The organism is Stenotrophomonas maltophilia, assembly GCF_002799245.1.
Classification (GTDB): Bacteria; Pseudomonadota; Gammaproteobacteria; order Xanthomonadales; family Xanthomonadaceae; genus Stenotrophomonas; species Stenotrophomonas maltophilia_S.
The window spans coordinates 343,370-355,601 of the sequence record NZ_NEQV01000002.1 but is presented as its reverse complement, the minus strand read 5'-3'; the positions used below and the strand labels follow the sequence as shown (position 1 = coordinate 355,601).

10 protein-coding genes are annotated in these 12,232 nt (G+C 67.3%); 7 read left to right on the top strand and 3 right to left on the bottom strand.

Annotation, left to right across the window (positions count from 1 at the left end; translation table 11 throughout):
* The first annotated feature begins 10 nt into the window (after window positions 1-10).
* From B9Y64_RS07545 to leuB, 4 genes are read left to right on the top strand one after another with little or no spacing between them, the layout of a single operon-like run.
* Window positions 11-790 carry a class I SAM-dependent methyltransferase gene (locus B9Y64_RS07545; protein ID WP_100440175.1) on the top strand — a complete coding sequence of 260 codons (780 nt, stop codon included), beginning with the start codon at window positions 11-13 and terminating at the stop codon, window positions 788-790.
* Between the two features lie 60 nt (window positions 791-850).
* Window positions 851-2,269 (top strand): 3-isopropylmalate dehydratase large subunit, encoded by a 1,419-nt coding sequence (gene leuC / locus B9Y64_RS07540; protein ID WP_100440174.1) that lies wholly within the window; start codon window positions 851-853, stop codon window positions 2,267-2,269.
* Window positions 2,269-2,847, top strand: a complete 579-nt coding sequence (gene leuD / locus B9Y64_RS07535; protein WP_100440173.1) for a 3-isopropylmalate dehydratase small subunit — start codon at window positions 2,269-2,271, stop codon at window positions 2,845-2,847. The genes leuC and leuD overlap by 1 nt, the downstream gene beginning before the upstream one ends.
* Window positions 2,837-3,898: a 3-isopropylmalate dehydrogenase gene (gene leuB / locus B9Y64_RS07530; RefSeq protein WP_100440172.1), complete on the top strand. Its 1,062-nt coding sequence runs from the start codon at window positions 2,837-2,839 to the stop codon at window positions 3,896-3,898. The genes leuD and leuB overlap by 11 nt, the downstream gene beginning before the upstream one ends.
* Before the next feature lie 281 nt (window positions 3,899-4,179).
* On the opposite strand, the gene B9Y64_RS07525 is transcribed toward leuB, so the two are convergent.
* A complete protein-coding gene (locus tag B9Y64_RS07525) occupies window positions 4,180-4,953 on the bottom strand; it encodes an SDR family oxidoreductase (protein WP_100440171.1) in 774 nt (257 codons plus the stop codon).
* A gap of 117 nt (window positions 4,954-5,070) precedes the next feature.
* Between B9Y64_RS07525 and B9Y64_RS07520 the strand changes: the two genes are divergently transcribed.
* The gene (locus B9Y64_RS07520; RefSeq protein ID WP_100440170.1) at window positions 5,071-5,976 is read left to right on the top strand and encodes a LysR family transcriptional regulator; all 906 of its coding nucleotides are present in this window, start codon (window positions 5,071-5,073) and stop codon (window positions 5,974-5,976) included.
* A gap of 370 nt (window positions 5,977-6,346) precedes the next feature.
* Here the strand turns inward: B9Y64_RS07520 and B9Y64_RS07515 are convergent, their stop codons facing one another.
* Both B9Y64_RS07515 and B9Y64_RS07510 read right to left on the bottom strand, forming a co-directional pair.
* Window positions 6,347-9,508: an efflux RND transporter permease subunit gene (locus B9Y64_RS07515; protein WP_100440169.1), complete on the bottom strand. Its 3,162-nt coding sequence runs from the start codon at window positions 9,506-9,508 to the stop codon at window positions 6,347-6,349.
* Window positions 9,509-9,512: 4 nt separating this feature from the next.
* Complete coding sequence (locus B9Y64_RS07510) at window positions 9,513-10,643, bottom strand: efflux RND transporter periplasmic adaptor subunit (protein WP_100440168.1); 1,131 nt, start codon at window positions 10,641-10,643, stop codon at window positions 9,513-9,515.
* A gap of 117 nt (window positions 10,644-10,760) precedes the next feature.
* Here B9Y64_RS07510 and B9Y64_RS07505 point away from each other — a divergent pair, with 117 nt between their 5' ends.
* Complete coding sequence (locus tag B9Y64_RS07505; protein WP_100440167.1) at window positions 10,761-11,441, top strand: TetR/AcrR family transcriptional regulator; 681 nt, start codon at window positions 10,761-10,763, stop codon at window positions 11,439-11,441.
* A 136-nt stretch (window positions 11,442-11,577) separates the two neighbouring features.
* Window positions 11,578-12,225 carry a protein-L-isoaspartate O-methyltransferase family protein gene (locus B9Y64_RS07500; protein ID WP_049421767.1) on the top strand — a complete coding sequence of 216 codons (648 nt, stop codon included), beginning with the start codon at window positions 11,578-11,580 and terminating at the stop codon, window positions 12,223-12,225.
* Window positions 12,226-12,232 lie beyond the last annotated feature (7 nt).

Genomic DNA, 12,232 nt, shown 5'->3' with positions numbered 1-12,232 from the left:
GGAACCCGCCATGAGCGCCTTCGACACCCCCACCCCGACCAGCGCCGCTGGCCAGCAGTGGAACGCCCAGGACTATGCGATCGATGCCGGCTTCGTGCCGCTGCTCGGCGGCGCGGTATCGCGCCTGCTCGACCCGCGCGCCGGTGAGCGCATCCTCGACCTGGGCTGTGGCGATGGCGTGCTGAGCACCGAACTGGCCCTGAGCGGCGCGCGCATCCACGGCGTGGATGCCTCGCCGGAACTGGTGATCGCCGCCCGTGCGCGCGGTGTCGATGCCCAGGTGATGGACGGCCACGCACTGTCGTTCGACAGCGCGTTCGATGCGGTGTTCAGCAACGCGGCACTGCATTGGATGGGCAATCCCGACCAGGTGCTGGAAGGCGTGCGCCGCGCCCTGCGCCCCGGTGGCCGCTTCGTCGCCGAGTTCGGCGGCCATGGCAACGTGGCCACGATCATCGCGGCGGTGCAGGCCGCACGCCTGGCCCATGGTCACGGCGCCAGCGCCTTCCGATGGTATTTCCCGACGGCCGATGCCTACGCCGACCGCCTGCGCCAGCATGGCTTCCAGGTGCAGCTGATCGAATGCACGCCGCGCCCGACCGCGCTGCCGACCGGCGTGGCCGGCTGGCTGCGGGTGTTCGCCGCGCCACTGCTGGAGGACCTGCCCGCCGACGCCCGCGCCACCGTGCGCGAGGCCGCTGCTGCGCTGCTGGCCGATCTGCCGCGCAACGCCGCCGGCCAGCCGCTGGCCGACTACGTACGGCTGCGGGTGCTCGCCCGCCGCCGCTGAGATGACCTTTTCGCTATCTTTCCTGATGTCCGCACTTTCGTACTTCTGCCAGGCACACGCATGACTTCCGCACCCCGCACCCTGTACGACAAACTGTGGGACGCCCACGTGGTGGTTCCCGAATCCGACAGCGCGCCCGCCGTGCTGTACATCGACCTGCACCTGATCCACGAGGTGACCTCGCCGCAGGCGTTCACCGAACTGCGCGAGCGCGGCCTGTCGCCGCGCCGGCCGGACCGCACCAAGGCGACGATGGATCATTCCACACCGACCCTGCCGGCCAACGCCGACGGCACGCTGCCCTACGCCAGCGCCGCCTCCGAAGCGCAGGTCGCCACCCTGGCGCGCAACTGCGCCGAGCACGGCATCGAGCTGTTCGACATGGCGTCGGACAACCGTGGCATCGTCCATGTGATCGCGCCGGAACAGGGCTTCACCCAGCCGGGCATGACCATCGTCTGCGGCGACAGCCACACCTCCACCCATGGTGCGTTCGGTTCGCTGGCGTTCGGCATCGGCACCAGCGAAGTCGGCCATGTGCTGGCCACGCAGTGCCTGCTGCAGCGCAAGGCCAAGACGTTCGCCATTACCGTCGATGGCCCGCTGGCCCCGGGCGTGGGCGCCAAGGACGTGGTCCTGCACATCATCGGCGTGATCGGCGTCAACGGCGGCACCGGCCATGTCATCGAGTTCCGCGGCAGCACCATCGAGGCGATGGACATGGAACAGCGCATGACCCTGTGCAACATGTCGATCGAGGCCGGCGCGCGTGCCGGCATGGTCGCCCCGGACCAGGTCACCTTCGACTTCGTCGCCCGCACCCCGCGCGGCCCCAAGGGCGCCGACTTCGACGCCGCCGTGGCGCGCTGGCAGCAGCTGCGCAGCGATGAAGGCGCACGCTTCGACAGTGAAGTGCACATCGATGCTGCAGACATCCGCCCGACCCTGACCTGGGGCACGCATCCGGGCACCGCCATCGCCGTGGATGCGCCGATCCCGGCTGCCAACGATGCCGCTGCGCAGAAGGGCCTGGACTATATGCACTTCCAGGCCGGCAAGGCGCTGGCCGGTACGCCGGTGGACGTGGTGTTCGTCGGTTCGTGCACCAACGGTCGCCTGAGCGACATGCGCGAAGTGGCGCAGGTGCTGCGAGGCCGTCGTGTCGCTGATCGCGTGCGCATGCTGGTGGTGCCGGGTTCCGAGATCGTCAAGCGCGAAGCCGAAGCCGAGGGCATCCATGAGATCGTGCGCGCGGCCGGTGCCGAGTGGCGCGAGCCCGGCTGCTCGATGTGCATCGCCATGAACGGCGACCTGGTCGCCCCCGGCCAGCTGGCCGTGAGCACCAGCAACCGCAACTTCGAAGGCCGCCAGGGCCCCGGTTCGCGCACCCTGCTGGCCTCGCCGATGAGCGCGGCATGGGCTGCGGTCAACGGGCGCGTTGCCGATACCCGCGAGCTGTTCGCACAGGAGGTGGCGTGATGGCCGGTTTCCGTACCCTGACCTCGGCCAGCGTGGTGCTGCGCCAGACCAACATCGATACCGACCAGATCATCCCGGCGCGGTTCCTGTCCACCACCGAGCGCGCGGGCCTGGGCCGCAATGCGTTCAACGACTGGCGCTGGCAGGCCGATGGCACGCCGGTGGCCGACTTCGCCTTCAACCAGCCGCACAACGCCGGCCGCAGCATCCTGCTGGCGGGCCGCAACTTCGGCTGCGGTTCCTCGCGCGAACATGCACCCTGGGCACTGACCGATCTGGGCCTGCACGCCATTGTCAGCAGCGAGATCGCCGACATCTTCCGCGGCAACTCGCTGAAGAACGGCCTGCTGCCGATCGTGCTGGACGAGGCGGACGTGCAGGCGCTGATGCAGCGGCCGGACGACGAGTTGACCATCGACGTGGCCACGCGCGAACTGCGCACCCCGGACGGCCGCATCTATTCCTTCCCGCTGGATGGCTTCTCGCAGACCTGCCTGCTGGAAGGTGTCGACCAGTTGGGGTATCTGTTGGGCCGTGTCCCTGAAATCGAACGCTACGAGAGTGAGCATGCACGCTGAAATTGTTGTCCTGCCCGGTGATGGCATCGGCCCGGAAGTGGCCGCCGCGGCAGTTGCCGTCCTGAAGACCGTCGCCGAACGCTTCAACCACAGCTTCACCTTCAGCGAGCACGACATCGGTGGCGTTGCCATCGACCGGCACGGTGAACCGCTGCCAGCCTCGACCCTGGCCGCCTGCCAGGCCGCCAATGCGGTGCTGCTGGGCGCGGTCGGTGGCCCGAAGTGGTCCGACCCGAATGCCAGGGTGCGTCCGGAACAGGGCCTGCTGGCGATCCGCAAGGCGCTGGGCCTGTATGCCAACCTGCGCCCGGTGCGGACCCACGACGCCGCACTGCATGCCTCGCCGATCAAGGCCGAGCTGCTGCAGGGCGTGGACTTCGTGGTGGTACGCGAACTGACCGGCGGCATCTACTTCGGCGACAAGACCCGCGACGCCGACAGCGCCAGCGACCTGTGCCGCTACACCGTGGCCGAGATCGAGCGGGTGCTGCGCACGGCCTTCCGCCTGGCCCGGCAGCGTCGTGGCAAGGTCACCTCGGTGGACAAGGCGAACGTGCTGGAAACCTCGCGCCTGTGGCGTGACGTGGCCGCACGCATCGGCCGCGAGGAATTCCCGGACGTGGCGCTGGAGCACCAGCTGGTCGATTCGATGGCCATGCACCTGCTGGCCAAGCCGCGCGAGTACGACGTGATCGTCACCGAGAACATGTTCGGCGACATCCTCACCGATGAGGCGTCGATGCTGGCCGGTTCGCTGGGCCTGCTGCCCTCGGCTTCGCTGGGCGAACCCGGTGCGGTGGGCATCTACGAGCCGATTCATGGTTCGGCACCGGATATCGCCGGCAAGGGCATCGCCAATCCGTACGCAACGATCTTCAGCGCGGCGATGCTGCTGCGCCATTCGCTGGGGCTGGAAGCAGAAGCCGCAGCGGTGGAAGCGGCGGTACACGCGGTATTGGACGACGGCGTGTTCACTGCCGATCTGGCCGCGAAAGGCCAGGCAGTGAGCACCGCCGCCGCAACGGATGCGGTGCTGGCAAAGCTGGCCTGATGACAGCCGAGCGTGGGCTCGGCTCTACCGATGCCGGGGGCCTGCAAGGCTTCCTTGTAGAGCCGAGCCATGCTCGGCTCATGCAGGAGCAGCCGAGCGTGGGCTCGGCTCTACCGATGCCGGGGGCCTGCAAGGCTTCCTTGTAGAGCCGAGCCATGCTCGGCTCATGCAGGAGCAGCCGAGCGCGGGCTCGGCTCTACCGATGCCGGGGCCTGCAAGGCTTCCTTGTAGAGCCGAGCCATGCTCGGCTCATGCAGGAGCAGCCGAGCGTGGGCTCGGCTCTACTTCGTTGTGTAGCCGCCATTGACCAGGATGGTCTGGCCGGTCATCCACCAGCCGTCGGTGACCAGGAAACGGATCCACGGCACGATGTCGGCGATATCGGTCAGGCCAGTCCGGGTGAACGCCGAAAGCGCCGCCGCAGTCTTGTGATACGCCTGCGCATCGGCACTCTCGGCCGGATAGAAGAACGGTGTGTCCATCGGACCAGGCCCGATCGCAGTCACCGAGATGCCGCGTTCGCCGAACTCCTTCGACGCCGCACGGGTGAAGTGCTCGACCGGTGCCTTGGTGCCGGCATAGCTGGAATAGAACGGCGTGAACGCGCCCAGCAGTGACGTGACCAGGGTGCAGATGCGGCCACCGTCATTGACTTGGCGGCCGGCCTCCTTCAGGAAGAAGAAGGCGGCCTTGGCGTTAACCGCGCTCATTTCGTCGTACTCCGCTTCGCTGATGTCCAGCAGCGGCTTCTTCAGTACCTTGCCGACGGTGTTGATTGCGATGTCGGGGCGCCCGACCGCTGCCACGGCATCGGCGAACAGGCGCTCCATCGCTGCCGCCGACGTCAGGTCTCCCTGCAGGGCCACCGCCTTGCTGCCGGCCGCCTGCACGGCGGCAACGGTCGCTTCCGCATCGGCCTGGGTGGCGGCACTGTTGTAGTGGATGACGATGGCGCTGGCACCCCGGCGGGCGAAGTCGCGGGCGATCAGGCCGCCCAGGTTCTTGGCGCCACCGGCGATCAGCACGGTCTTGCCCTTGAGGGAATGGTCGGTCATGGCTTCGGTCTCGGGAGGGGGCTGCCCGGGGTGGCAACCCTGCCCTGTCGACGATATCGTGCAGAAAAAGCGGATAAAGCCCGCTAAATTGACTTAACTTTCCAGAGCCAGCGAACAATGGACCGGATCGATCGCTTCCGCATCTTCACCCGGGTCGTGGAGTGCGCCAGCTTCACCCGCGCCGCCGACCAGCTTGGCCTGCCCCGCTCCACCGTCTCGGCGGCGATTGCGGAGCTGGAGCAGCGGCTCGGTACCCGCCTGCTGCAACGTTCGACCCGTCGCGTTTCCACCACCCATGATGGCGACGTGTTCCATGCCCGCTGCCTGCGCCTGATTGCAGAGGTTGAAGACGCCGAGTCGCTGTTTCGACAGGATGACGCACAGCCGGTCGGTCTGCTGAAGATCGACGTGCCCAGTCGCATCGGCCGTCGCATCATCGCCCCGGCGCTACCGGAGTTCTTCGCGCGGTACCCGCAGGTGGAAGTCGACCTGGGCATGACCGACCGCGCGGTGAACCTGATCGAAGACGGCTGCGATGCCGTGCTGCGCGTCGGCCAACTGGGCGATTCCAGCCTGGTGGCCCGCATGCTGGGCCTGCTCGACTTCGTCAACGTTGCCGCACCGGCCTACCTGCGCGGGCACGGTGTGCCGCAGCATCCTGGCGATCTGGCGCGGCACCGCGCGGTGAACTACGCCTCGCCGACCACGGCGCGGGTGGAACCGTGGGAATGGCAGGAAGGCGGCCAGCTGCGCACGCTGCCCGTGCCCGGCTGGGTGCGCGTGAACAGCGCCGAGGCGTCGATCGCCTGCTGCGTGGCGGGACTGGGGCTGCTGCAGATTCCGCGCTACGACGTGCAGGCCGAACTGCAGTCGGGGGCATTGGTGGAAGTGATGCCGCAGCACGTGGCGCAACCGCTGCCGGTAACCCTGTTGCAACCGCATCGGCAACACCGCGCGCCGCGCGTGCAGGTATTCATCGAATGGCTGCTGCCGTTGCTGCGGAACGGCCTGCAGCTGCAGTAGATCCACGCCATGCGTGGATGCATGTTGCAGTGCCAACCAAGGTTGGCGCCTACCAGCGCAAAGACCATCTACGGTAGATCCACGCCATGCGTGGATGCATGTTGCAGTGCCAACCAAGGTTGGCACCTGCCAGGGCAAAGACCATCTACGGTAGATCCACGCCATGCGTGGATGCATGCCTCAGTGCCAACCAAGGTTGGCACCTACCAGGGCAAAGACCAGCTGCAGTAGATCCACGCCATGCGTGGATGCATGTTGCAGTGCCAACCAAGGTTGGCACCTACCAGGGGCGTTGGCACCTACCGGGGACGTTGGTACCTACCAGGGCCGCTGGCATCTACCAGCGGCCGTGGCCGCAGAATCCGGGGCGTCACGCCCCGGATTCGTCCGGCTTGACCCGGAACCACGCCGCGTACAGCGCCGGCAGGAACACCAGGGTCAGCACCGTGCCGACAATCAGGCCACCCATGATCGAGATCGCCATCGAGCCGTAGAACGCACTGCGCGACAGCGGGATCATCGCCAGCACCGCCGCCAGCGCGGTCAGCACGATCGGGCGGAAACGGCGCACCGTGGCATCGATGATCGAATGCCAGCGGTCATGCCCGGCATCGATGTCCTGCTGGATCTGGTCGATCAGGATCACCGAGTTGCGCATGATCATGCCGGCCAGCGCGATCGTGCCCAGCAGCGCAACGAAGCCAAACGGCGCACGGAACAGCAGCAGGAACAGGGTCGCACCGATGATGCCCAGCGGCGCGGTGACCAGCACCATCGCCGCACGCGAGAAGCTGCGCAGCTGCAGCATCAGCAGCGTGGCCACCACCACCAGGAACAGCGGCATGCCGGCCTTGATCGAGTTCTGGCCACGTGCCGAATCCTCCACCGTGCCGCCGGTTTCCAGCAGGTAGCCGCTGGGCAGCTCGGCACGGATGCCGTCCAGCGTCGGCAGGATCTGGTGCACCACGTCCAGCGGTTGCATGCCATCGCTGATGTCGGCACGCACGGTCACCGTCGGCAGGCGGTTGCGGTGCCAGATGATGCCGTCCTCGAAACCGTACTCCATCGTCGCCACCTGCGACAGCGTGATGCTGCCGCCGTTGGCAGTCGGCATCGACAGGCTCGACAGCAGCTCCAGCTGGTTGCGCTCATCGGCCGGGCCACGCAGCAGCATCTCGATCTGGCGGTTGCCTTCGCGGTACACGCTCACCGACTGCCCAGCCAGCGAGCTGGACAGGAACTGGCTGACCTGGGCGCTGCTCACGCCCAGCGCGCGGGCACGTTCCTGGTCGATCACCAGGCGCACCACCTTGCTCGGCTCGCTCCAGTCCAGGTTGACGTTCATCACGTGCGGGTTCTCACGCACCTTGGCCTCGACCTGGCGTGCGATCGCCTGCACCTTCTCGATGTGCTCGCCGGAGATGCGCATCTGCACCGGATAGCCGACCGGCGGGCCGTTCTCCAGGCGGGTCACGCGCATCTGCACGTCCGGGAACTTCGGGATCACCTCGTGCAGCAGCCAGTCGCGGGTGCTCTCGCGCGATTTGATGTCCTTGGCCAGCACCACGAACTGGGCGAAGTTGGTCGCCGGCAGCTGCTGGTCCAGCGGCAGGTAGAAGCGCGGCGAACCGGTGCCCACGTAGGATACGTAATTGGCGATGCCCTCACGGCTGGACAGCAGTTTCTCCAGCTTCTCGGCCTGGGCCTGGGTCGAGCGCAGCGACGCGCCTTCGGCCAGCTCGATGTCCACCATCAGTTCCGGCCGGGTCGAATCCGGGAAGAACTGCTGCGGCACGAAGCGGAACATCATCAGCGAGAACACGAACAGGGCGATGGTCGCAGCGATCACCCACCAGCGGTGGCGCAGACAGGCATCGAGGAAGCGGCGGAAGCTGCGGTAGAACGGGCGCTGGTACGGATCGTGGTCGTGCCCATGCTGCGGCGGCGCGATCAGGTTGGCCAGTGCCGGGTAACGGTCGGCCCACTGCTGGCGCTTGGCGTGCCAGCGCGCGGACAGGCTGCCGGGCTTCGGTGGCTGCGGATTGAACAGGTCCGGCAGCATCTTGTCGCCCAGGTACGGGATGAACAGCACCGCTGCGATCCACGACACCACCAGCGCGATGGTCACCACCTGGAACAGCGAACGGGTGTACTCGCCGGTGCTCGAAGCGGCGGTGGCGATCGGCAGGAAGCCGGCCGCGGTGATCAACGTGCCTGTCAGCATCGGGAACGCGGTCGATTCCCAGGCGAAGCTGGCCGCACGCAGGCGGTCGTAGCCCTGCTCCATCTTGGTGGCCATCATCTCCACCGCGATGATCGCATCGTCCACCAGCAGGCCCAGCGCCAGCACCAGCGCACCCAGCGAGATCTTGTGCAGGCCGATGTCGAAGTAGTGCATGACGAAGAAGGTCATCGCCAGCACCAGCGGAATGGTCACGCCGACCACCAGGCCGGTACGCAGGCCCAGCGAGAAGAAACTGACCAGCAGCACGATCACCACCGCCTCGGTCAGCACCTGCACGAACTCGCCGACCGACTCCTCCACCGACTGCGGCTGGTCGGACACCTTGCGCAGCTGCATGCCTGCCGGCAGCGTCTTCTGCAGGCGCTCGAACTCGGCATCCAGGTTGGCACCGAGCTTGAGGATGTCACCGCCATCCTTCATGGCAACAGCCAGGCCGATCGCCTCTTCGCCCATGAAGCGCATCTTCGGCGACGCCGGATCGGCGAAGCCGCGCTTGACCTCGGCGATGTCGCCCAGGTGCACGGTACGGTCACCGGCACGGATCGGGAACTGGCGGATCGCCTCGATATCGTTGAACTGGCCGGTCACGCGCAGCTGCACGCGGTCGGTGGCGGTCTCGAAGAAGCTGGTGCCGGTGATCGCGTTCTGGTCGGCCAACGCCTGCTGCACCTGCTGCATCGACACCCCCAGCGTGGCCAGGCGGGTGTTGGACAACTCGATCCACACCTTCTCGTCCTGCAGGCCCACCAGGTCGATCTTGCCGACGTCGGGCACGCGCTGCAGTTCCAGCTGGATGCGGTCGGCGTAGTCGCGCATCACCGCGTAGTCGAAGCCCTTGCCCGTCAACGCATAGATGTTGCCGTAGGTGTCGCCGAACTCGTCGTTGAAGAACGGGCCGACGATCTCGCGCGGCAGCGTCGCGCGGATGTCGCCCACGCGCTTGCGGACCTGGTACCACAGGTCCGGGATCTGCTTGGAACGCAGGCTGTCACGGGCCATGAAGATGACCTGCGATTCGCCCGGGCGCGAGTACGAGCGGATGAACTCATACTCGCCGGTGTTCATCAGCGCCTTCTCGATCGGCTCGGTCACCTGCCGCGAGACCTGCTCGGCGGTCGCGCCCGGCCACAGCGTGCGCACCACCATCGCCTTGAAGGTGAACGGCGGGTCTTCGGACTGGCCCAGATGCTTGTACGACCAAGCACCGATCAGGGCGAAGGCGAGCATCGCGAACAGCACCAGGGGGCGGTTGGCCAGCGCCCACTCGGAAAGATTGAAGCGGCGCACCGGCTTACTCCTTGGCCTTGGCAGCGGCGGGCGGTGCGGCCGGCTTCAGCACCGGGCGATTCTGCCGATCGACCGCGATCACCGGCTGGCCGGCGCGCAGCAGATGGCCACCGGCGGCGACCACCCAGTCACCTGCGCCGACGCCGGACAGCACCGGCACCGTCTCGCTGCCGTAGGCACCGGTGGTGACCGGCGCGGCCTTCAGCGTGCTGTTGGCCGGATCGACCACCCACACGCTGGCGGCACCGTTGGCGCCACGCTGCAGCGCGCCCAGCGGCAGCTGCAGCGTGCCGTGGCGGCCAGCGCTGCTGTAGACACGCGCGCTCTGGCCCAGTTCGACGTCGGCCAGCGCATCGGCGGCCAGGCTGACGCGGGTGGCATAGGTGCGTGCCTGCGGATCGGCGGCGGCGGCGATTTCACGGATCGTGCCCGGCAGGCGCTGGCCCGGGCGGTTCCACAGTTCCACGTCGACCGGCTGGCCGACGGCGTAGTCGCGGATGGTGGCTTCGGGCAGGTCGATCAGCACCTCGCGGCCACCATCGGCGGCCAGGTTGAAGATGGTCTGCCCCGCCGACACCACCTGCCCGGCTTCAGCTTCGCGGCTGGCGATCACGCCGTCGGCCGGGGCGCGCAGCTGCGCGTAGTCGGCCTGGTTGCGCAGCACGTCGAGGTTGGCGCGGGCCGCATTGGCCTGGCCCTGCGCGGCCTTGAACGCCGCGGACTGCTGGTCCAGCTGCGAGCGGCTGACCAGTTGCTGGTCGGCCAGCACCTGGTAGCGCTTCAGGTCATCGCGGGCACGCACCAGATCGGCCTCGGCCGCGGCCAGCTGCGCCTGCGAGGCGCGGGCCTGCAGCGCGAAGTCGGCCACGTCCAGTTCGGCCAGCACGTCACCCTTCTTCACCCGTTGCCCGGCATCGACGTGGCGCTTGACCAGATTGCCGCCAACGCGGAACGACAACGGGCTTTCCTGCCGTGCACGCACCGTGCCCGGGAACGCCGCCGGCGACTGCCCGGCCTGCTCGCCGGGATGAACCACCAGCACCGGAACGGCCGCCTGAGGCGCCTGTTCCTGTCCCGAACAGGCTGCCAGCACAGCCACCCACACCATACCGCCCATCCAGCGCACGATCTTCATCGGTCAACGTCCTGAAAACGCAGGGTTGCAACAAGGGGGAGCCGCGACTGCCGGCCCAATTTAATAAACCGGTCGGTATAGTATAAATATCGAACCGCTTGGTCTAGTATTGTCGTGATGAGTTCCCACACTTCCCGCAAGCCGTCGGCCAAGCCTGCTGCCAAGGCCGCCGGACCCGGGCGCCCCAAGGATCTGGGCAAGCGCGCGGCGATCCTTGAAGCAGCCAAGGTACTGTTCATCGAACAGGGCTATACCGGCGTGAGCATGGACACCATCGCCGCTCAGGCAGGCGTCTCGAAGCTGACTGTGTACAGCCACTTCGGCGACAAGGAGACCCTGTTCTCCCAGGCCGTGCAGTCAAAGTGCATTGAAATGCTGCCCGACGCGCTGTTCGTGGCTGACGCGGATGGCCCGCTGCGCGATCAGCTGATCGGCATCGGACTGGCCTTCTTCGAGCTGATCACCTCCGACGCGGCGATCTCGATCCAGCGCATGATGATGGCGCCGGAAACGGATGAGCGCCTGCGCGAGCTGTTCTGGCAGGCCGGTCCGGAGCGTACCTGCGAGGCCCTGGCCGACTTCCTGCGCGCACGCGGTGGGCGCGGCGAACTGGACATCCCCGACTATTACCTTGCCGGCCAGCAGTTCCTGACCCTGGTCAAGGGCGAAGTGCACATGCATATGATGTGCGGCATGCCACTGTCACCGGTGGAGTGCGACCCTCTTGCCCATGTGACCGCCAGCATCGACTTCTTCCTGCGCGCCTATGCGCCGCGAGGGGCCGGGACGGCTGAATAACCAAAACTGAACGAACCGGAGGTCGCGATGACTTCCGGCACTGCGACCCCGGCCTCCCGGCAGCTGATGCTCTGGGCGCGCCGCCGGCCTCCGGCACCGGTAAAATGGCCGGCCCACTGCGCTGGATTTGAACCTCATGACGATTGATTACGCCCACGCCCGCGAACTGATGGTGGAACAGCAGATCCGTCCCTGGGACGTGCTGGACATCAAGGTGCTCGACGTTCTGGCCCGCCTGCCGCGCGAGGCCTTTGTCGCCGACGCGCACCGGGCACTGGCCTACGCCGATGTCGAACTGCCGATCGGCCATGGCCAGAAGATGATGAAGCCGGTCATCGAGGGCCGTACCCTGCAGGCACTGGACCTGCAGCCGGGTGACGAAGTGCTGGAAATCGGCACCGGCAGCGGCTTCCTGGCGGCCTGCATCGGCGCGCTGGCGCGCGACGTGCTGAGCCTGGAAATCGACCCGGAACTGGCTGCCGCCGCCCGCGCCCGCCTGGATGCCTCCGGCCTGGGCACCAATGTCCGCGTGGAAGTGGCCGATGCCCTGTCCTGGCAGACCGAACGCCGCTTTGACGTGATCTGTGTCACTGGTGCGGTCGACGTGGTGCCGTCACAGTTCGCTTCGTGGCTGCGTCCGGGTGGTCGCCTGTTCGTGATCCATGGCCGTTCGCCGGCGATGGAGGCCCTGCTGGTCAAGGCCGACGGCAGCAGCGAATCCCTGTTCGAGACCGATATCGATTACCTGCGTGGTGCCGCCCCGGCCCCCCAGTTCCACCTCTGAGTCCAAG